Source organism: Thermomonas flagellata, from assembly GCF_022419185.1.
In the GTDB taxonomy this organism is placed as follows: Bacteria; Pseudomonadota; Gammaproteobacteria; order Xanthomonadales; family Xanthomonadaceae; genus Thermomonas; species Thermomonas flagellata.
This window is the reverse complement of the sequence record NZ_JAJOZK010000001.1, coordinates 371,738-392,554: the sequence shown is the minus strand read 5'-3', so window position 1 is coordinate 392,554 and position 20,817 is coordinate 371,738. Positions and strand designations below refer to the sequence as shown.

Annotated in this window: 18 protein-coding genes and 1 riboswitch; of the genes, 14 read left to right on the top strand and 4 right to left on the bottom strand. The window is 73.1% G+C overall.

The window, feature by feature from the left end:
- The first annotated feature begins 87 nt into the window (after positions 1-87).
- The 3 genes from ML340_RS01845 to ML340_RS01835 all read left to right on the top strand — a co-directional run bounded on the left by ML340_RS01845 (position 88) and on the right by ML340_RS01835 (position 2,572).
- Entirely contained in the window at positions 88-1,341 is a 1,254-nt protein-coding gene (locus ML340_RS01845; RefSeq protein ID WP_240096080.1) for a 6-phosphofructokinase, read from the top strand.
- Positions 1,342-1,455: 114 nt separating this feature from the next.
- Positions 1,456-2,262 carry a CsgG/HfaB family protein gene (locus ML340_RS01840; protein ID WP_240096078.1) on the top strand — a complete coding sequence of 269 codons (807 nt, stop codon included), beginning with the start codon at positions 1,456-1,458 and terminating at the stop codon, positions 2,260-2,262.
- A gap of 85 nt (positions 2,263-2,347) precedes the next feature.
- A complete protein-coding gene (locus tag ML340_RS01835) occupies positions 2,348-2,572 on the top strand; it encodes a DUF167 domain-containing protein (RefSeq protein WP_240096076.1) in 225 nt (74 codons plus the stop codon).
- Positions 2,573-2,583: 11 nt separating this feature from the next.
- Here the strand turns inward: ML340_RS01835 and ML340_RS01830 are convergent, their stop codons facing one another.
- Positions 2,584-3,108 (bottom strand): hypothetical protein, encoded by a 525-nt coding sequence (locus ML340_RS01830; protein ID WP_240096074.1) that lies wholly within the window; start codon positions 3,106-3,108, stop codon positions 2,584-2,586.
- Positions 3,109-3,293: 185 nt separating this feature from the next.
- On the opposite strand from ML340_RS01830, the gene ML340_RS01825 reads away from it, so the two are divergent.
- Positions 3,294-5,453: a sodium-translocating pyrophosphatase gene (locus ML340_RS01825; protein WP_240096072.1), complete on the top strand. Its 2,160-nt coding sequence runs from the start codon at positions 3,294-3,296 to the stop codon at positions 5,451-5,453.
- 142 nt (positions 5,454-5,595) lie between these two features.
- Positions 5,596-6,150, top strand: a complete 555-nt coding sequence (gene ppa / locus ML340_RS01820; protein WP_240096070.1) for an inorganic diphosphatase — start codon at positions 5,596-5,598, stop codon at positions 6,148-6,150.
- A 24-nt stretch (positions 6,151-6,174) separates the two neighbouring features.
- On the opposite strand, the gene ML340_RS01815 is transcribed toward ppa, so the two are convergent.
- The 3 genes from ML340_RS01815 to ilvD form a co-directional block, all read right to left on the bottom strand.
- Positions 6,175-6,867, bottom strand: coding sequence for a potassium channel family protein (locus ML340_RS01815; RefSeq protein ID WP_240096068.1), 693 nt, complete (start codon positions 6,865-6,867; stop codon positions 6,175-6,177).
- On the bottom strand, positions 6,864-8,741 hold the full coding sequence (gene thiC, locus ML340_RS01810) for a phosphomethylpyrimidine synthase ThiC (protein WP_240096066.1): 1,878 nt from the start codon (positions 8,739-8,741) through the stop codon (positions 6,864-6,866). The genes ML340_RS01815 and thiC overlap by 4 nt, the downstream gene beginning before the upstream one ends.
- 58 nt (positions 8,742-8,799) lie before the next feature.
- A riboswitch (TPP riboswitch) is annotated at positions 8,800-8,901 on the bottom strand.
- A gap of 53 nt (positions 8,902-8,954) precedes the next feature.
- Positions 8,955-10,793 carry a dihydroxy-acid dehydratase gene (gene ilvD, locus ML340_RS01805; RefSeq protein ID WP_240096064.1) on the bottom strand — a complete coding sequence of 613 codons (1,839 nt, stop codon included), beginning with the start codon at positions 10,791-10,793 and terminating at the stop codon, positions 8,955-8,957.
- 354 nt (positions 10,794-11,147) lie between these two features.
- Between ilvD and ilvC the strand changes: the two genes are divergently transcribed.
- From ilvC to leuB, 9 genes are read left to right on the top strand one after another with little or no spacing between them, the layout of a single operon-like run.
- Positions 11,148-12,173, top strand: a complete 1,026-nt coding sequence (gene ilvC, locus ML340_RS01800) for a ketol-acid reductoisomerase (protein ID WP_240096062.1) — start codon at positions 11,148-11,150, stop codon at positions 12,171-12,173.
- A 1-nt stretch (position 12,174) separates the two neighbouring features.
- Positions 12,175-13,929 (top strand): acetolactate synthase 2 catalytic subunit, encoded by a 1,755-nt coding sequence (gene ilvG / locus ML340_RS01795; RefSeq protein WP_240096060.1) that lies wholly within the window; start codon positions 12,175-12,177, stop codon positions 13,927-13,929.
- A complete protein-coding gene (locus ML340_RS01790; RefSeq protein WP_240096058.1) occupies positions 13,913-14,149 on the top strand; it encodes an ACT domain-containing protein in 237 nt (78 codons plus the stop codon). The genes ilvG and ML340_RS01790 overlap by 17 nt, the downstream gene beginning before the upstream one ends.
- On the top strand, positions 14,140-15,045 hold the full coding sequence (locus tag ML340_RS01785; protein WP_240096056.1) for an aminotransferase class IV: 906 nt from the start codon (positions 14,140-14,142) through the stop codon (positions 15,043-15,045). Before ML340_RS01790 ends, ML340_RS01785 begins: the two co-directional genes overlap by 10 nt.
- On the top strand, positions 15,045-16,133 hold the full coding sequence (locus ML340_RS01780) for a threonine dehydratase (protein ID WP_275672549.1): 1,089 nt from the start codon (positions 15,045-15,047) through the stop codon (positions 16,131-16,133). The genes ML340_RS01785 and ML340_RS01780 overlap by 1 nt, the downstream gene beginning before the upstream one ends.
- Before the next feature lie 11 nt (positions 16,134-16,144).
- Positions 16,145-17,695 (top strand): 2-isopropylmalate synthase, encoded by a 1,551-nt coding sequence (locus ML340_RS01775; RefSeq protein WP_240096054.1) that lies wholly within the window; start codon positions 16,145-16,147, stop codon positions 17,693-17,695.
- A complete protein-coding gene (gene leuC, locus ML340_RS01770) occupies positions 17,692-19,119 on the top strand; it encodes a 3-isopropylmalate dehydratase large subunit (RefSeq protein ID WP_240096051.1) in 1,428 nt (475 codons plus the stop codon). Before ML340_RS01775 ends, leuC begins: the two co-directional genes overlap by 4 nt.
- A complete protein-coding gene (gene leuD, locus ML340_RS01765) occupies positions 19,119-19,715 on the top strand; it encodes a 3-isopropylmalate dehydratase small subunit (RefSeq protein ID WP_240096050.1) in 597 nt (198 codons plus the stop codon). Before leuC ends, leuD begins: the two co-directional genes overlap by 1 nt.
- Positions 19,705-20,796 (top strand): 3-isopropylmalate dehydrogenase, encoded by a 1,092-nt coding sequence (gene leuB / locus ML340_RS01760; protein ID WP_240096048.1) that lies wholly within the window; start codon positions 19,705-19,707, stop codon positions 20,794-20,796. Before leuD ends, leuB begins: the two co-directional genes overlap by 11 nt.
- Positions 20,797-20,817: the final 21 nt, after the last annotated feature.

Below are 20,817 nucleotides of genomic sequence, written 5' to 3'. Positions count from 1 at the left end.
ACCCCGGCCCGCATTCGTCGCCGGGCAGCTTACCGTATCGTTGGCCCGGTCCGCCGGAATCCCCGGCCCGCCCGCCAGGAGCCCGCCATGCCCACCGGAACCCTGCTGTATGCCCAGAGCGGCGGCGTCACCGCCGTCATTAACGCCACCGCCGCCGCGGTGCTGCAGGCCGCGCGCGCGCGCCGTGTGCGCGTGCTGGCGGCGCGCAACGGCATCCTCGGCGCGCTCGCGGAGGACCTGCTGGACGCCTCCGCACTGACCGCCACCGAGGTCCGGCGCCTGGCGCACACCCCGGGCGGCGCGTTCGGCAGCTGCCGGCTCAAGCTGAAGTCACTGGCCGAGGACCGCGCCAAGTACGAACGCCTGCTCGCGGTGTTCCGCGCCCACGACGTGCGCTGGTTCCTCTACAACGGCGGCAACGATTCGGCCGACACCGCCCTCAAGGTGTCGCAGCTGGCCGCCGAGTACGGCTATCCGCTGACCTGCGTGGGCGTGCCCAAGACCATCGACAACGACCTGGCGGTCACCGACTGCTCGCCCGGGTTCGGCTCGGCCGCCAAGTACACCGCGGTGTCGGTGCGCGAGTGCGCGCTGGACGTGGCGGCGATGGCCGAGACCTCCACCCGGGTGTTCATCTACGAGGCCATGGGCCGGCATGCCGGCTGGCTGGCCGCCGCCGCCGGGCTGGCCGGGGACGGCCGCGATGCCGCCCCGCACCTGATCCTGTTCCCGGAGCGGGTGTTCGACGAGGCCGACTTCCTGGCGCGGGTGGACGCGGTGGTCAAGCGCGTCGGCCACTGCGTGGTGGTGGCCAGCGAGGGCATCCGCACCGCCGACGGCCGCTTCGTGGCCGAGGCCGGCGGCCAGGACAGCTTCGGCCATGCCCAGCTGGGCGGGGTCGCCGCGCACCTGGCGGCGCGGGTCAAGGATGCGCTCGGACACAAGGTGCACTGGGCGCTGCCCGATTACCTGCAGCGCTCTGCGCGGCATCTGGCCAGCGCCACCGACCTGGCGCACGCCACCGCGGTCGGGCGCGCCGCGGTCGAAGCCGCGCTGGCCGGGCAGAACGCGGTGATGCCGGTGATCGTGCGCGACGGCGACGCGCCCTACCGCTGGCACGTGGACATCGCCCCGCTCGCGCGGATCGCCAACCACGAGAAGACCATGCCCAAGGGCTTCATCCGCGCGGACGGCTACGGCATCACCGCCGCCGCCCGCCGCTACCTGGCGCCGCTGGTCGCCGGCGAGGCCTACCCGCCCTATGGCCGGGACGGGCTGCCGGATTACGTACAACCCAAGGTGCCCGGCGTGCGCCGCCGGCTGCCGCGCTGGCAGGCGTAACCCTTCCCGCCCATCCTCGGCACGGGGACGGCCATGGCCCGCCGCGACGCGGCGGGCGCACTGCCGCGCTTCCGCGCCACTCATCGTTTTCTTTAAGGACGGGGACTTTCCACCATGACCAAGACCGCACCGCTCACCCTGGCGCTGGCCGCCGCCCTGCTGGCCAGCCTGCCGGCGCAGGCGCAGTGGAGCAAGAAGCAGAACGACCCGCAGGGCGCCGCCGCCGGCGCCAATGCGCAGGGCGCCGCCGCCAACCTCGAGCACTGCAGCGAGCCGATGGGAACGATCGCGGTGGTCGAGGAGCAGGACGGCGACTGGTACCGCTACCTCACCTCGGACCTGCGCCTGCCCTCGACGGTGCCGGTGATCCGCATGCTGATCCAGCAGTCCAACTGCTTCGTGGTGGTCGAACGCGGCCGCGCGATGCGCAACATGATGCAGGAGCGCGCGCTGATGGACAGCGGCGAGCTGCGCCAGGGCAGCGACTTCGGCAAGGGCCAGATGGTCGCCGCCGACTACACCCTGAACCCGAGCATCAACTTCTCGCAGAGCGATGCCGGCGGGGTCGGCGCGGTGCTGGGCGCGTTCGGCGGCCGCCTCGGCGCGGTCGGCGCGCTCGCCGGCGGGCTGAAGTTCAAGAAGGCCGAGACCCTGCTGACCATGATCGACAACCGCTCCGGCGTGCAGATCGGGGTCGCGCAGGGCAATGCCACCAAGACCGACTTCAACCTCGGCGCGGCCGGCTGGGGCGGCAGCGGCTTCGGCGCGCTCGGCGGCTATACCAACACCCCGGAAGGCAAGGCGCTGGCGGCCGCGTTCGCCGATGCCTACAACAACCTGGTGCGGGCGATGCGCGACTACCGTCCGCAGGAAGTCCAGGGCGGGCTCGGCAAGGGCGGCAAGCTGAAGGTCGGCCGCTGACGCGGCGCACGCCGACCGCGAACGCCCGGCCCCGCGCCGGGCGTTCGCGTTTGCACGCGCGGCGCGGCGTGCGATCCTGCCGCGCATGCCGGTCCTCGTGGTCAAGGCCAAGCCGAACAGCCGCGTCAGCGCCCTCACCGCGCAGGCGGACGGCACCTGGCTGGCGCAGCTGAAATCCCCGCCGGTGGACGGCGCCGCCAATGCCGAACTGGTGGCGCTCATCGCCGCAGCGTTCGGTTGCCGCAAGGCGGAGGTGCAGATCCGCAGCGGCGCCGGCGGCCGCCTCAAGCGGGTCGCGATCCCCGATTGATCCGACGCGCCTCAGCCGCAGCGGCCGACGACCTGCAGCCGCGCCGTGAACTGCGGCAGCGCCGGCAGGCGTCCGGCCGCGGCCGCCTGCATCCGCTCCTGCAGGTAGACCCGCGCCCGGCCCTGGGCATCGCGCGCCGGCGGTGCGCTGCCGGCGCCGTCGCGGCGCCATACCTGCACCACCGCGACCTGCGCCGGGCAGGCGGCGTTGGGCACCCGGATCACGTCGTTCAGGCGCCAGCCCGTGGCCTCGCTCGGCGCCGCCTGCGACGGGTCGCTCCAAGCCGCGCGGCGCGGGCAGCGTGCCGCGCTCGGCACCGCCTCGAGCCGGTAGGGCGCCGCCGGATCGCCGGTGAAGTGGCCCTGCAGGCGGGTGCATGCCTCGGGGATGGTGCGCAGGGTGTGCAGCACCCCGACCGCCTGCGGCAGCGCGGGCGGACGCTGGATCTCCGGCACCGGCTCGCCGGCCGGGGCCAGCGCCGGCAGCAGCAACGCCAGCCAGCCGGCCTGCGGCAGGATCGTGTGCAGTCGCAGCATCAAAACACCCCCGGCGGTATCGGAACCGGAGCCGAGCCTGCCATGCCGCGGCTGAATCCGGCGTTCACCGCGCCCCGGCGCGCGCATGCCCGGCGCGTCGCCACCGGCGTGTGCGATAGTCGGGCGGTCACCCGCGACGGGGACAGCTGCGTCTTCACATTCGGATACTCCGGGGAGGGAGTTTCATGCTGGAGCACTACGGTCTGGTCCTGGCGCTCGCCTGCGCCGCCATCGCCATCCTCTACGGCCTGTGGTCGGCCGCCTGGATCAGCAGGCAGCCGGCGGGCAACGCGCGCATGCAGGAGATCGCCGGCGCGATCCAGGAGGGCGCGCGCGCCTACCTCAACCGTCAATACACCACCATCGCGGTCGCCGGGATCGTCCTGCTGCTGCTGATCGGGGTGTTCCTGAGCTGGCACACCGCGATCGGCTTCGCGATCGGCGCGGTGCTCTCCGGCGCCGCCGGCTACATCGGCATGAACGTCTCGGTGCGCGCCAACGTGCGCACCGCCGAGGCGGCGCGCAGCGGCATGGCGGCGGCGATGAACGTGGCCTTCAAGGGCGGCGCGATCACCGGCATGCTGGTGGTGGGCCTGGGCCTGCTCGGGGTGGCCGGCTACTACGCGCTGCTGGTGCATGCGCTCGGCGCCAGCCAGGACGAGGCCCTGCACGCGCTGGTCGGGCTGGCGTTCGGCAGCTCGCTGATCTCGATCTTCGCGCGCCTGGGCGGCGGCATCTTCACCAAGGGCGCGGACGTCGGCGCCGACCTGGTGGGCAAGGTCGAGGCCGGCATCCCCGAGGACGACCCGCGTAACCCGGCGGTGATCGCCGACAACGTCGGCGACAACGTCGGCGACTGCGCCGGCATGGCCGCCGACCTGTTCGAGACCTACGCGGTCACGGTGATCGCCACCATGCTCCTCGGGCACCTGATGGCCGCCAGCGTCGGCGGCAACGGCGTGCTCTACCCGCTGGTGCTGGGCGGGGCCTCGATCCTGGCCTCGATCATCGGCGCGTTCTTCGTCAGGGTATCCTCCGGCGGCGCCAGCATCATGGGCGCGCTCTACCGCGGGGTGATCGTCTCCGGCGTGCTGGCCGCGATCGCGTTCTACCCGATCACCACCCAGCTGATGGCCGACGCCGCGCACGGCGCGCTGAACCTGTATGCCTGCGCCCTGATCGGGCTGGTGCTGACCGGCGTGATCGTATGGATCACCGAGTACTACACCGGCACCCAGTACGCGCCGGTGCGGCACGTGGCGCAGGCCTCGACCACCGGGCACGGCACCAACATCATCGCCGGGCTCGGGGTGTCGATGAAGTCCACCGCGCTGCCGGTGGTCGCGGTGTGCCTGGCGATCTGGATGGCCTATGCGCTCGGCGGCCTGTACGGCATCGCGATCGCCGCCACCGCCATGCTGTCGATGGCGGGGATGATCGTCGCCCTCGACGCCTACGGCCCGATCACCGACAACGCCGGCGGCATCGCCGAGATGAGCGAGCTGCCGGCCGAGGTGCGCAGCGTCACCGATCCGCTGGACGCGGTCGGCAACACCACCAAGGCGGTGACCAAGGGCTACGCGATCGGCTCGGCCGCGCTGGCGGCGCTGGTGCTGTTCGCCGACTACACCCACAACCTGCAGGCCGCGCACCCGGGCGTGCGCTACAGCTTCGACCTGTCCGACCACCGGGTGATCATCGGCCTGCTGATCGGCGGCCTGATCCCGTACCTGTTCGGGGCGATGGCGATGGAGGCGGTCGGCCGCGCCGCGGGCAGCGTGGTCGAGGAGGTGCGCCGCCAGTTCCGCGAGATCGCCGGGATCATGGACGGTACCGGCAAGCCGCAGTACGACCGCGCGGTGGACATGCTGACCAAGTCCGCGATCAAGGAGATGATCGTGCCCTCGCTGCTGCCGGTCGCGGTCCCGATCGTGGTCGGCCTGCTGCTCGGCGCGCAGGCGCTCGGCGGCCTGCTGATCGGCACCATCGTCACCGGCCTGTTCGTGGCGATCTCGATGACCACCGGCGGCGGCGCCTGGGACAACGCCAAGAAGTACATCGAGGACGGCCACTTCGGCGGCAAGGGCAGCGAGGCGCACAAGGCGGCGGTCACCGGCGACACCGTGGGCGATCCCTACAAGGACACCGCCGGCCCCGCGGTCAATCCGCTGATCAAGATCATCAACATCGTCGCCTTGCTGATCGTGCCGCTGCTGCCGGTCGGCGCCACCGCGACCGATGCCGCGGCCCCGACCGCGCAGGCCGTTCCGCACGCGCAGCCGGCCGCGCCGCAGGAGCTGGCGGTCACCGAAACGCGGCGCGCGGACGGCGCCCTGCCCGACTGACCCTGAGCGCGCGGACGGCGGCCCCGCCGCCGTCCGCCGCGTGCGCGCCGGGGCCGGCGGCGGGGTTGGGTACAATGCGCCCATTCCCTCCCCTCCCCCCGCCCGCCGCCCGTCGGCCGGGCACCCACTGGAGCACGCACGCATGGGCCTGGACCTGGTCCCCACCGGCAGCAACCCGCCGGACGACATCAACGTCATCATCGAAATCCCCAAGGACGCCGAGCCGGTCAAGTACGAGGTCGACAAGGCCAGCGGCGCGATCTTCGTCGACCGCATCCTGTCCACCCCGATGCGCTACCCGTGCAACTACGGCTACGTCCCGCACACCCTGTGCGGCGACGGCGACCCGGTGGACGTGCTGGTGATCCTGCCGCTGCCGCTGGTGCCGGGCGCGGTGATCCGCTGCCGCCCGGTCGGCGTGCTGAAGATGACCGATGAGGCTGGCAGCGACGAGAAGCTGGTCGCGGTGCCGGTGGCCAAGACCTTCGCCGGCTATGCCCACATCACCGACATCGCGCAGGTGACCCCGCACTGGCTGGAGCGCATCGGCCACTTCTTCGAGCACTACAAGGACCTCGAGAAGGGCAAGTGGGTCAAGCTCGAAGGCTTCGGCGGCGCCGACGAGGCCCGTGCCATCCTGCGCGATGCGATCGCGCGCTACCACGCCACCCCGGACGCGGAAAAGCCGAACTTCTGAGGCCCGCGCGCGCCCGCCGGCGGCTCAGTGCCGGCGGCGCTCGGCGTCGGTCACCAGCCCGACCAGGCGCGAGACCACCAGCGCCATGTACATCACCCCGGCGAACATCTCCAGCATCGCCAGTGCGCGCGCCGGGGCGCGCACCGGCACCACGTCGCCGAGGCCGGTGCTGGACAGGGTGGTGAAGCTCAGGAACAACAGCTCGGTCCAGGTGCGCGGCGCCTGCGGGTCGACCGCCGCGGTGAAGCTGCCCGGCCATAGCTGCTGGCAGACCGAATAGGCGTAGGCGAAGGCCCATGCCAGCAGGGTGAAAGTGGCGGCGACCGCGTACAGCTCGTCGCGGCTGACCCGGTGGTCGGAGAGCATGTAGTGGATCAGGCCGTACGCGGCGTAGGCATACAGGGCCGCCTCGCAGGCCTGCGCCAGCACCAGCAGCGCGGTGCGCTCCGGCCACAGCCCGCCGAGCAGGGTCACCAGCAGGGTCAGCCCGACCGCCGGCAGCGCCAGCGCCCAGCCGATCCAGGTGCGGGTCGGGCCATGCGCGATCACGCGCAGCGCCAGGCCCAGGATCACGATGCCGAGCGCCGCGAACAGCGCGCGCCCGCCGGCGGTGTGCTCCAGCCACGGGTAGACCAGCAGCCCGAGCAGCTGCACCAGCAGCAGCAGCGCCGACGGCTCGCGCCGCCACCACGGCCGCGCCGGCGCCGGCGCGCTCATGCCGGCCGGTAGACCTCGCCGCCCTGGCCGCGGAACTCGCGCGACTTCTCGGCCATCCCCGCCTCCAGCGCGGCCTGCGCGTCCAGGCCCTGGCCCGCGGCGTAGTCGCGCACGTCCTGGGTGATCTTCATCGAGCAGAAGTGCGGCCCGCACATCGAGCAGAAGTGCGCCAGCTTGTGCGCGTCCTTGGGCAGGGTCTCGTCGTGGAACTCGCGCGCCTTCTCCGGATCCAGCCCGAGGTGGAACTGGTCCTCCCAGCGGAACTCGAAGCGCGCCTTGGACAGGGCGTTGTCGCGCACCTGCGCGCCGGGATGGCCCTTGGCCAGGTCGGCGGCGTGCGCGGCGATCTTGTAGGCCATGATCCCGTCGCGCACGTCCTCGCGGTTGGGCAGGCCGAGGTGCTCCTTGGGGGTCACGTAGCACAGCATCGCGGTGCCGTACCAGCCGATCATCGCCGCGCCGATGGCGCTGGTGATGTGGTCGTAGCCCGGGGCGATGTCGGTGGTCAGCGGGCCGAGGGTGTAGAACGGCGCCTCGCCGCACTCGGCGAGCTGCTTGTCCATGTTCTGCTTGATCAGCTGCATCGGCACGTGGCCGGGGCCTTCGACCATCACCTGCACGTCGTGCTTCCACGCGAGCCGGGTCAGCTCGCCAAGCGTTTCGAGCTCGCCGAACTGGGCGGCGTCGTTGGCATCGGCGATGCTGCCCGGGCGCAGGCCGTCGCCGAGCGAGAAGGCCACGTCGTAGGCCTTCATGATCTCGCAGATCTCCTCGAAGTGGGTGTAGAGGAAGTTCTCCTTGTGGTGCGCCAGGCACCACTTGGCCATGATCGAGCCGCCGCGGCTGACGATGCCGGTCACCCGCCCGGCGGTCAGCGGCACGTAGCGCAGCAGCACGCCGGCGTGGATGGTGAAGTAGTCCACGCCCTGCTCGGCCTGCTCGATGAGGGTGTCACGGAAGATCTCCCAACTCAGCTCCTCGGCCCTGCCGTCCACCTTCTCCAGCGCCTGGTAGATCGGCACCGTGCCGATCGGCACCGGCGCGTTGCGGACGATCCACTCGCGGGTCTCGTGGATGTGCCGCCCGGTGGACAGGTCCATCACCGTATCCGCGCCCCAGCGGATCGCCCACACCAGCTTCTCCACCTCCTCGGCGATCCCGGAGGACACCGCGGAGTTGCCGATGTTGGCGTTGATCTTGGTCAGGAAGTTGCGGCCGATGATCATCGGCTCGCTTTCCGGATGGTTGATGTTGCACGGGATGATGGCGCGCCCGCGGGCGACCTCGTCGCGCACGAACTCGGGGGTGATCCGCGCCGGGATGGCCGCGCCGAAGCTGTGCCCCGGGTGCTGGCGCAGCAGCCCCGCGTCCTGCAGGGCCTCGAGCCGCTGGTTCTCGCGGATGGCGATGAACTCCATCTCCGGGGTGACGATGCCGCGGCGGGCGTAGTGCATCTGGGTGACGTTGGCGCCGGGCCGGGCACGGCGCGGCAGTCGCCGGTGCGGGAAGCGCACCGCGTCCAGCCGCGGATCGGCCTCGCGCGCACGCCCGAACTCGGAGCTCAGCTGCGGCAGCGGCGCGCTGTCGCCGCGCTCGGCGATCCAGCCGGCGCGCAGCGGCGGCAGCCCGCGCGCCAGGTCGATCGCGGCCTGCGGATCGGTATACGGGCCGGAGGTGTCGTAGACCGCCAGCGCCGGGTTGTCCTCCCCGCCGAACAGGGTCGGCGTGCGCGCCTGCGCGATCTCGCGCATCGGCACCCGCAGGTCGGGGCGCGTGCCCGTCACGTAGACCTTGCGCGACCCCGGGATCGGGCGGGTCACCGCCTCGGACAGGCGCTCGGTCTGGCGGATGAGTTCGGAGGGCACGGCGTTCATGGCATCGTCCTGGTCGGGAGGCGGCGGAGCCGCGGGACGAAGCGGAGGCGCAAGCCGCGCGGGCGGTTGCGAAGCTTCCCTACGCCGGTATCAGCCGGATCAGGTTCGAAGGGTCTGTCTCAACCGCCCGGCGTGCCGGGCGGTACCCCCGCTTCCGGCACCGATTAGACCACAAGCGCGCCCCTGGCGTGGGACGCGTGCCCGTGGCCGGCGTCAGGCCTGCTCCAGCAGGGCGCGGTTGCGCACCGCGCCTTTGTCGGCGCTGGTGGCCAGCAGGGCGTAGGCCTTGAGCGCGGGGCTGACCTTGCGCTTGCGCGGCAGCGCCGGCGTCCAGCCCTGCGCGTCCTGGCGGGCGCGGCGCGCCTCCAACTCCTCCGGCTCGATCAGCAGCTCGATCGCGCGGTTGGGGATGTCGATGCGGATGCGGTCGTCGTCGCGGATCAGGCCGATCGCCCCACCGGCGGCAGCTTCGGGCGAGATGTGGCCGACCGACAGCCCGGCGGTGCCGCCGGAAAAGCGCCCGTCGGTGATCAGCGCACACGCCTTGCCCAGTCCCTTGGACTTGAGGTAGGAGGTCGGGTAGAGCATTTCCTGCATCCCCGGCCCGCCCTTGGGGCCTTCGTAGCGGATCACCACCACATCGCCCGGCTTGACCTCGTCGCCCAGGATGCCCTTGACCGCGGCGTCTTGGCTTTCGTAGACGCGCGCCGTGCCCTCGAACACGAACAGCGACTCATCCACCCCGGCGGTCTTGACCACGCAGCCATCGGGGGCGATGTTGCCGTGCAGGATCGCCAGCCCGCCGTCGCGGTTGTAGGCATGCGGCAGGTCGCGGATGCAGCCCTTCTCGCGATCGAGGTCCAGGGTGTCGTAGCGGGTGCTCTGGCTGAACGCCTCGGTGGTCGGAATGCCGGCGGGGCCGGCGCGGTAGAAGGTGCGTACCGACTCGTCTTGTGTGACCGCGACGTCCCATTTGGCCAGCGCGTCGGCCAGGGTCGGCGAATGCACGGTCGCCACCCGGGTGTCGAGCAGCCCGGCACGCGCCAGCTCGCCGAGGATGGCCATCACCCCGCCGGCGCGGTGCACGTCCTCCAGGTGGTAGTGGCTGGACGGGGCGACCTTGCACAGATTGGGCACCCGGCGCGACAGGCGGTCGATGTCGCGCACGCTGAAGTCCAGCTCGGCCTCCTGCGCCGCGGCCAGCAGGTGCAGGATGGTGTTGGTCGAGCCGCCCATCGCGATGTCCAGGCTCATCGCGTTCTCGAACGCGGCGAAGTTGGCGATCGACCGCGGCAGCACCGAGTGGTCGTCCTGCTGGTAGTAGCGCCGGCACAAGTCCACGATCAGCCGCCCGGCCTGCAGGAACAACTGCTTGCGGTCGGCATGGGTGGCCAGCATCGAACCATTGCCCGGCAGCGCCAGGCCGAGCGCCTCGGTCAGGCAGTTCATCGAGTTGGCGGTGAACATGCCGCTGCACGAGCCGCAGGTCGGGCAGGCGCTGCGCTCGTATTCCTCCACCTCGGCGTCGCTGGCCTTGGGGTCGGCGGCGATCACCATCGCGTCGATCAGGTCGAGCTTGCGCTCGGCCAGCCGGGTCTTGCCCGCTTCCATCGGCCCGCCGGAGACGAACACGGTCGGGATGTTCAGCCGCAGCGCGGCCATCAGCATGCCCGGGGTGATCTTGTCGCAGTTGGAGATGCACACCAGCGCGTCGGCGCAGTGGGCGTTGACCATGTACTCCACGCTGTCGGCGATCAGCTCGCGGCTGGGCAGCGAATACAGCATGCCGTCGTGGCCCATCGCGATGCCGTCGTCGATCGCGATGGTGTCGAACTCCTTGGCCACTCCGCCGGCGGCCTCGATCTCGCGCGCCACCAGCTGGCCGAGATCCTTCAGGTGCACATGCCCCGGCACGAACTGGGTGAAGGAATTGGCCACCGCGATGATGGGCTTGCCGAAGTCCTCGTTTTTCATGCCGGTGGCGCGCCACAACGCGCGCGCGCCGGCCATGTTGCGGCCGTGGGTGGAGGTTTTCGAGCGGTAGTCGGGCATGGCGGCTCCGATGCGCGGCGGGGCGGCGAGGCAGGCTGCAGGCCTTGATTCTGCTGCGTTTTGGCGGTTGCAGCGGAAACCGTCGCGGCGCGCGAAAAAACCGCTTGACAACGTGCACAGGCGCGTGCTCAGCTTGCCCTATGCTGCATCGCCACACGCCCGCGCCGACCGCCCTCACCGCCACCGCGGCGGCGCTCGTACTCGTCCTCATTACCTCGCCCACAGGTGCGGGACGGTCCGGCGTGTAAGCACGAAATCCACGACCCAGGAACCGAAGGCCCCGCACCGCAAGGTGCGGGGCCTTTCCGTTTCGGGCCTGCCAACGCCTCCACCACCCTCCAGGAAACGCCGCCCATGAACGCCAGCAGCACCCCCCGCATCGCCATCATCGGCTACGGCAGCCAAGGCCGCGCGCATGCGCTCAACCTGCGCGACTCCGGCTTCGACGTGCGCATCGGGCTGCGCCCGGGCGGCCCGACCGAGCACAAGGCGCGCGCCGACGGCTTCGCCGTGGCGACCCCGGCCGAGGCGGTGCGCGAGGCCGACATCGTCGCGGTGCTGACCCCGGACATGGTGCAGCCGCAGCTGTACGGCGAGGTGATCGAGCCGAACATCCGCCACGGCGCCTGCCTGCTGTTCGCGCACGGCTTCAACGTGCACTACGGGCAGATCGTGCCGCGCGAGGACCTCGACGTGGTGCTGGTCGCGCCCAAGGGGCCGGGCGCGCTGGTGCGCCGCGAGTACGAGATCGGGCGCGGGGTGCCGGCGGTGTACGCGGTCCACCAGGACCGCAGCGGGCGCGCCGAGCAGCTCGCCCTGACCTATTGCGCCGGGATCGGCGGCGCGCGCCAGAACGCGATCCGCACCAGCTTCCGCGAGGAGACCGAGACCGACCTGTTCGGCGAGCAGGCGGTGCTGTGCGGCGGCGCTGCGCGCCTGGTGCAGGCCGGCTGGGAGACCCTGGTCGCCGCCGGCTACCAGCCGGAGGTCGCCTACTACGAGTGCCTGCACGAACTGAAGCTGATCGTCGACCTGTTCTACGAGGGCGGCATCACCCGCATGCACGAGTTCATCAGCGAGACCGCCCAGTACGGCGCGCTGACCCGCGGCGACTACGTGATCGACGACCATGCGCGCGCGCAGATGCAGCGGATCCTGGCCGAGATCCAGGACGGCACCTTCGCGCGCGAATGGATCGCCGAGTACGCCAGCGGCAATGCGCGCTACCGCGCGCTCAAGCAGGCGGACCTCGCGCATCCGATCGAGGCCACCGGCAAGCAGCTGCGCGCGCACATGGCGTGGCTGGGCAGCGGCGCACCGGCGGCGCCGGCCGCGCCCAGCGCCGCGCCCGCCGCGGCGCCGCAGACCGAGGCGGCCTGACATGAACGGCGCGCGCTGGCTGGCGCAGGCGCTGGTCGCGGAGGGCGTGGACACCCTGTTCGGGTATCCGGGCGGCACCATCATGCCGTTCTACGACGCCCTGCACGGCACCCCGCAGCTGCGCCACGTGCTGGTCCGGCACGAGCAGGGCGCGGCGTTCGCCGCCAACGGCTACGCGCGTGCCAGCGGCCGGGTCGGGGTGTGCGTGGCGACCTCCGGCCCGGGCGCCTCCAACCTGGTGACCGGGATCGCCGACGCCATGCTCGACTCGGTGCCGATGGTGGTGCTGACCGGGCAGGTGCCGACCGCGCTGATGGGCACCGACGCGTTCCAGGAGCTGGACGTGTTCGGCATGACCCTGCCGATGGTCAAGCACAGCTTCCTGGCGCGGCGGGTCGAGGACCTGCCGGAGATGGTGGCCGAGGCGTTCCGGCTGGCGCGCTCCGGGCGCCCCGGCCCGGTGCTGATCGACCTGCCCAAGGACGTGCAGATGGCCGACGCGCGCCACCTGCCGGCGCACGTCAGCCGCGGTACCGACCCGGTCCCGGCGCCGGGCGATGCCGCCCTGCACGAGGCGCTGGCGCTGATCGCGATGGCGCAGCGGCCGGTGCTGTACGGCGGCGGCGGGATCGTGCTGGGCGGTGCGGTCGAGGCCTTCCGCACCTTCGTCGACGCCACCCAGATCCCGGCCGTGCTGACCCTGAAGGGGCTGGGCGCGCTGCCCAGCGGGCACCCGCTGAACCTCGGCATGCTCGGCATGCACGGCAGTCGGGTCGCCAACCTCGCGGTGCAGGAGGCCGACCTGCTGATCGTGGTCGGCGCCCGTTTCGACGACCGCGCCACCGGCAAGCTGGCCGAGTTCGCGCCGCACGCCCGGGTGGTGCACATGGACCTGGACGCGGCCGAGATCGGCAAGCTGCGCGCTGCCGACGTCGGCGTGCGCGGCGACCTGCGCACCACCCTGACCCGCCTGACCCTGCCCTGCGCCGCGCACCTGCACGGCCGCCACGGCGCCGCGCGCAAGGCCTGGCGCGCGCAGTGCCAGCAGCGCGCGCGCCAGTGGGCGCCGCGCTACGACGCCCCGGGCGAGGCGGTGTACGCGCCGGCGCTGCTGAAGCGGCTGTCGGAGCTGGCGCCGCAGGCGATCGTCGCCTGCGACGTCGGCCAGCACCAGATGTGGGTGGCGCAGCACTGGCGGCTGGCGCATCCGCGCGCGCACCTGACCAGCGGCGGGCTGGGTGCGATGGGCTTCGGCCTGCCGGCCGCGCTGGGCGCGCAGCTGGCTTGCCCGCAGGCGCCGGTGGTGTGCGTCAGCGGCGACGGCTCGTTCATGATGAACCTGCAGGAGCTGGCGACCCTCAAGCGCTACCGGCTGCCGGTCAAGATCGTGCTGCTGGACAACCAGGCGCTGGGCATGGTCCGGCAGTGGCAGGAGCTGTTCTTCGAGAAGCGCTACTCGGAGATCGACCTGTCCGACAACCCCGACTTCGCCGCGGTCGCCTCCGCGTTCGGCATCCCCGCGCTGCGGGTCGAGCGCGCCGATGCGGTGGACGCCGCCCTGCGCGCGCTGCTGGACGCCGACGGCCCGATGCTGCTGCACGTGGCGATCGACACCGCCGCCAACGTGTGGCCGCTGGTGCCGCCCAACCGCTGCAATGCCGAGATGCTCGATCCCGACGCCGCCGAGGCCGATGCCGGCGCGCCGGAGACCCCCGTTCCCGCCACTGCCCCTGCGACCCATGCGCTACCAGCTTGACCTCACCCTGCGCCGCGCCGAAGGCGCACTCGCCCGCGTGCTCGGCACCGCCGAGCGGCGCGGCTTCTCCCCCGTGCGGATCGACGGCGAAGCCCAGGCCGACGGCGACCGCTGGCACCTGCGGATGACCGTCGAGGGCCAGCGCGAGGCCGACAACCTGCAGCAGCAGTTGGCCAAGCTGTACGACTGCCTGGACGTGCGGGTGCAGCCATGTCGGTGAGCGCACTGGCGGTGCCGGCGGCGGCGGTCGACGCCGCCCCGCGGGTCTGGTTCGACGGCGCGCTGATCGCCGCGGATGCGCGCCCGGCCGGGCTCGACACCCATGCCCTGCACTACGGCAGCGGCGTGTTCGAGGGCATCCGCGCCTACGCCACCGCCGACGGCGGCGCCGCGGTGTTCCGCTTGCCCGAGCACCTGGCGCGGATGCAGCGCGGCGCCGCGCTGCTCGGGCTGGCGTTCGACCCCGCGCAGGCGCAGGCCGCGGTGCTCGCCACCCTGCGCGCGAACGGCCACCGCGACGCCTACGTACGCCCGCTGGCATGGTTCGGCGCCGGCAGCTTCGGGCTGGACGTGGAGGGCCACCCCGCGCACCTGATGGTCGCCACCAGCGCCACCCAGGTCCACCTCAACGGCCACCGCGCGCGGCTGGGCGTGGCGCGCTGGCGGCGCAATCCGGCCGACGCGCTGCCGCCGCTGAAACTGTGCGGCGCCTACGTCAACTCGATCCTGGCCAAGCGCGAGGCCAAGGCGCGCGGGTTCGACGAGGCGCTGTTCACCGACCGCGACGGGCGGGTGGTGGAATGCACCGGCGCCAACGTGTTCCTGGTCAAGCACGGCCGTATCACCGCGGTCGCGCATCCCGACGCCCTGCCCGGGATCACCCGCGACACCCTGCTGGTGCTGACCGGCGCGCAGGAACGCGCGGTCACGCTGGAGGAGCTGCTGGACGCCGACGAGGTGTTCGCCTGCGGGACCGCGGCGGAAGTCGCGCCGATCGCGCAGGTCGAAGACCGCCGCTACGGCGACAACCCGGTCACCCGCGAGGTCGCCGCCGCCTACCGCCGGGTGGTCCGCGGCGAGGACCCGGCGCATCGCCACTGGCTGACGGTAGTGTGATGGACGCGCCCGCCGCCCGCCCCCTGCCGGTCACCGCCAGCGACGTGCTGGCCGCGCAGGCGCGGCTGCGGCGCTACCTGCCGCCCACCCCGCTGCACTACGGCGAGCGCTTCGGCTGCTGGCTGAAGCTGGAGAACCTGCAGCGCACCGGCTCCTACAAGGTGCGCGGCGCGCTCAACGCGCTGCTGGCCGCGCGCGAGCGCGGCGACACCCGCGCGGTGATCGCCGCCTCCGCCGGCAACCACGCCCAGGGCCTGGCCTGGGCCGCCTACCGGCTCGGCGTGCCGGCGATCACGGTGATGCCGCGCGGCGCGCCGGACACCAAGGTCGCCGGCGTCGCGCACTGGGGCGCCACCGTGCGCCTGCACGGCGACAGCTACGACGAGGCCAAGGCGTTCGCCGCGCAGCTGGCGCAGCAGCACGGCTACCGGCTGCTGCCGGCATTCGACGACCCGGACGTGATCGCCGGCCAGGGCACGGTCGGGCTGGAACTGGCCGCGCTGCAGCCGGACGTGGTGCTGGTGCCGATCGGCGGCGGCGGCCTCGCCGCCGGAGTGGCGCTGGCGCTGAAGGCGCAGGGCGTGAAGATCGTCGGCGCCCAGGTCGAGGGCGTGGATGCGATGGCGCGCGCGCTGCGCGGCGACGAGTCCGCGCGCGAGCCGGCCGCGACCCTGGCCGACGGCGTGCGCGTGCGCGAGCCGGGCCGGCTGACGCGGCGCGTGCTGCAGGCGCTGCTGGACGACATCGTGATCGTGCGCGAGGCCGAGCTGCGCGAGACCCTGGTGCGGCTGGCGCTGGAGGAGCACGTGATCGCCGAGGGGGCCGGCGCGCTGGCGCTGGCCGCCGGCCGGCGCGTGCCCGGCCGCCGCAAGTGCGCGGTGGTGTCCGGCGGCAACCTGGATGCCGCGGTCCTGGCCGCGCTGCTGCGCGACGTGCGCCCGCGCCCGCCGCGCAAGCCGCGCCGGCGCACCCGCGAGCCGGTGCCGGTGCTGGGCACGGCCGCGCTCGGCGCCGCCCCGCGACTTACCCCGGCGGCGGCCGCACGCCTCGCCCTGCCCACCGCCCTGCCCGAGGACTGCCCGACGTGAACGCTCCTACCATGCCCGCTCCCGAACCCGACGTACCCGCCCGCGTCCTGATCTTCGACACCAGCCTGCGCGACGGCGAGCAGGCCCCCGGCTTCACCATGAGCGCAGCGCAGAAGGTGCTGCTGGCGCGCGCGCTAGAGGAGCTCGGGGTGGACGTGATCGAGGCCGGCTTCCCGCGCAGCTCGCCGGCCGACCACGCCGCGGTGCAGGCGATCGCACGCGAGGTGCGCGGCTGCCGGATCGCCGCGCTGGCGCGCTGCCACCCGGAGGACATCGCCGCCGCCGCCTCGGCGCTGGCGCCGGCCGCGCACCCGCGCATCCACGTGTTCATCTCGACCAGCCCGCTGCACCGCGAGCACAAGCTCGGCCTCGACCGCGCGCAGGTGCTGGAGCGCGCGGTGATGGGCGTGCGCCTGGCGCGCAGCCACGTGGACGACGTCGAGTTCTCCGCCGAGGACGCCACCCGCACCGAGCCGGAGTTCCTGGCCGAGGTGTTCTCGGCCGCGGTCGAGGCCGGTGCCACCACCCTGAACGTGCCCGACACCGTCGGCTACGCCACCCCGGCCGACCTGCGCGCGCTGTTCGAGTACCTGCGCGCGCACGTGCGCGGCGCCGAGCGGGTGGTGTTCAGCGCGCACTGCCACGACGACCTCGGGCTGGGCGTGGCCAACTCGCTGGCCGCGATCGAGGGTGGCGCGCGCCAGGTCGAGTGCACCATCAACGGCATCGGCGAGCGCGCCGGCAACGCGGCGATGGAAGAGGTGGTGATGGCGCTCAAGGTGCGCGGCGCGTTCTACCGCGCCGACACCGGCATCCGCACCCGCCGCCTGCTGGCGACCTCGCGCCTGCTGTCGCAGATCACCGGGATGCACGTGCAGCGCAACAAGGCGATCGTCGGCCAGAACGCATTCGCGCACGAGTCCGGCATCCACCAGCACGGGATGCTCAAGAACCGCAACACCTACGAGATCATGCGCCCGCAGGACGTCGGCTGGGAGGACTCGCAGCTGGTGCTCGGCCGCCACAGCGGGCGCGCGGCGGTGGCCGACCGCGTGCGCCGGCTGGGCTATGTGCTGGACGAGGCGCAGCTGGACCGCCTGATCGCGGACGCCAAGGCCCTGACCCAGACCCAGCACGTGGTCAGCGACCGCGACCTGCAGCGCCTGATCGAGGGCGAGGCGATCGGGCCCGGCTGGCGGATCGCCGGCATGCAGCTGTCCGACTCCGGCCATGGCGCGCACGCGCAGGTGCAGCTGTCGGACCCGGACGGGCGGCGGGTGGTGCAGGCCGCCGACGGCCAGGGCCCGGTGGAGGCGCTGTTCGCCGCGCTCAGCCGTGCCACCGGGGTGGACTTCGTACTGGAAACCTACGAGGTGCACAGCATGGGGATCGGCCCGGACGCCCGCGGCGAGGCCAACCTGAGCGCGCGCATCGACGGCACGCTGATGACCGGCCAGGGCACCAGCCGCGACGTGCTGGAAGCCTCGGCGATCGCCTGGCTGGACGTGGCCAACCGCGTCCTGCGCGAGCGCGCCCCGCGCGCGGAGGCGGCCCTGGCATGAGCCCGCGCACCCTGTTCGACAAGCTGTGGGACGCCCACGTGGTGGTGCCGGAGCGCGCCGACGCACCGGCCGTGCTGTACGTGGACCTGCACCTGGTGCACGAGGTGACCTCGCCGCAGGCATTCGCCGAGCTTGCGGCGCGCGGGCTGCGCGTGCGCCGCCCGGAGCGCACCAAGGCCACCCTCGACCACGCCACCCCGACCCTGCCCGCGGACGCGACCGGCACCCTGCCCTGGGGCAGCGAGGCCGCGCGCCGGCAGGTGGAGACGCTGCGCGCCAACTGCGCGCGCCACGGGATCGAGCTGTTCGACTTCGGTAGCGGCCGGCGCGGGATCGTGCACGTGATCGGCCCGGAGCTGGGCCTGACCCAGCCGGGCATGACCATCGTGTGCGGCGACAGCCACACCGCCACCCACGGCGCGTTCGGGGCGCTCGCGTTCGGGATCGGCACCAGCGAGGTCGGGCACGTGCTGGCCACCCAGTGCCTGCTGCAGCGCAAGCCGCGCAGCATGGCCGTCACCCTCGACGGCGAGCTGGCGCCCGGGGTCTCGGCCAAGGACGTGATCCTGCACGTGATCGGCGCGATCGGGGTGGACGGCGGCACCGGCCACGTCATCGAGTACCGCGGCAGTGCGATCGATGCGCTGCCGATGGAGGCGCGCATGACCCTGTGCAACATGTCGATCGAGGCCGGCGCGCGCGCCGGCATGATCGCGCCGGACGAGACCACCATCGCCTGGCTGCGCGGGCGCCCCTACGCCCCGCAGGGCGCGGCGTTCGAACGCGCCGCCGCGGCCTGGCGGCAGCTGCGCAGCGATCCCGGCGCCCGCTACGACCGCGAGGTGCGGATCGACGCATCCGCGATCCGCCCGACCGTCACTTGGGGCACCCACCCCGGCCAGGTCGCGGCGCTCGACGCGCAGGTGCCCGACGCGCCCGACGCCGACACCGCCAAGGCCCTCGCCTACATGGGCTGGACCCCGGGGCAGGCGGTCGCCGGGCGCGCGGTGGACGTGGTGTTCGTCGGCAGCTGCACCAACGGGCGCCTGTCCGACCTGCGCGAGGTCGCGGCGGTGCTGCGCGGGCGGCAGGTGCATCCGCGGGTGCGCATGCTGGTGGTGCCCGGCTCCGAGCAGGTCAAGCAGCAGGCCGAGGCCGAGGGCATCGACCGCATCGTGCGCGCGGCCGGCGCACAGTGGCGCGAACCCGGCTGCTCGATGTGCATCGCCATGAACGGCGACCTGGTCGGCCCCGGCGAGCTGGCGGTGTCCACCAGCAACCGCAACTTCGAGGGCCGCCAGGGCCAGGGCGCGCGCACGGTGCTGGCCTCGCCGGCCACCGCCGCCGCCTGCGCAGTGGCCGGGCGGATCGTGGGCGCCGCCGCGCTGCCCGCGGCCGGCCAGCCGCACCCGGAGGCCGCGTGATGGACGCCCTGCGCCGCCTGCAGTCGCGCACCGTGGTGCTGCCGCAGGCCAACATCGACACCGACCAGATCATCCCCGCGCAGTTTTTGACCACCACCGCGCGCGCGGGGCTCGGCCAGTACGCCTTCCACCACTGGCGCACCCGCGCCGACGGCAGCCCGGACCCGGACTTCCCGTTCAACCGCGCCGAGAACGCCGGCGCGCAGATCCTGGTGGCCGGGCGCAACTTCGGCTGCGGCTCCTCGCGCGAGCACGCGCCGTGGGCGCTGCGCGACCTCGGGCTGCGCGCGGTGATCAGCAGCCGGATCGCCGACATCTTCCACGCCAACGCCCTCAAGAACGGCCTGCTGCCGGTCGAGCTGCCGCCGGCGCTGGTCGACGAGTTGCTGGCGCAGCCCGGGATCGTGCTCGAGATCGACGTCGAGCGCGGCGAAGTCGCGCTGCCCGACGGCCGCCGCGCGCCGTTCGCGCTGGAGCCGTTCGCGCGCACCTGCCTGCTCGAGGGGATCGATCCGCTCGGCTACCTGCTGCGCCAGGCCGACGCGATCGCCGCCTACGAATCCGCCCCTGCCCCGGAGACTGCCCATGCACGCTGACATCCTGCTCCTGCCCGGCGACGGGATCGGCCCGGAGGTCACCGCCGCCGCCGCCGACGTGCTGCGCGCGGTGGCCGCCCGCCATGGCCACCGCTTCGAATTCCACACCCGGCCGATCGGCGGCGCCGCGATCGACGCCTGCGGCGAGCCGCTGCCGGCCTCCACCCTGGATGCCGCGCGCGCCGCGGACGCGATCCTGCTCGGCGCGGTCGGCGGGCCGAAGTGGTCCGACCCGGGGGCGCGCGTGCGTCCGGAACAGGGCCTGCTCGCGCTGCGCCAGGCGCTCGGCCTGTACGCCAACCTGCGCCCGGTGCAGCCGCACCCGGCCACCCTCGGCGCCGCGCCGGTCAAGCCGCACCTGCTGCAGGGCGTGGACCTGGTGGTGGTGCGCGAGCTGACCGGCGGCATCTACTTCGGCGACAAGCAGCGCGACGCGCAGTCCGCCTCCGACCTGTGCCGCTACAGCGTGGCCGAGATCGAACGGGTGGTGCGCTTCGCCGCGCGCCTGGCGCGCACCCGCCGCGGCCGCCTCACCTCGGTGGACAAGGCCAACGTGCTGGAGACCTCGCGCCTGTGGCGGGAGGTCGCGACCCGGGTGGTCGCCGCCGAATTCCCGGACGTGCAGCTCGAGCACCAGCTGGTGGATTCGATGGCCATGCACCTGATCGCGCGCCCGCGCAGCTTCGACGTGATCGTGACCGAGAACATGTTCGGCGACATCCTCACCGACGAAGCCTCGCTGCTGGCCGGCTCGCTGGGCCTGCTGCCGAGCGCCTCGCTGGGCGAACCCGGGCCGGGGCTGTACGAACCGATCCACGGCTCGGCGCCGGACATCGCCGGGCGCGGCATCGCCAACCCGTACGCGGCGATCCTCAGCGCCGCCCTGCTGCTGCGCCATTCGCTGCGGCTGGAGGCGGAGGCGCAGGCGGTGGAGCAGGCCGTCGCGCAGGCGCTGGAGGCCGGGCGCTTCACCGCCGACCTCGCCCCGGCCGGGCGCGCCGCCATCCCGACCCGGGCCGCGACCGACGCGGTGATCGCCGCGCTGGAGACCCCCCGCCCGGCGGTGGCGATGCGCGACTGAGGGCGGTGGCGCCGGTTTGAT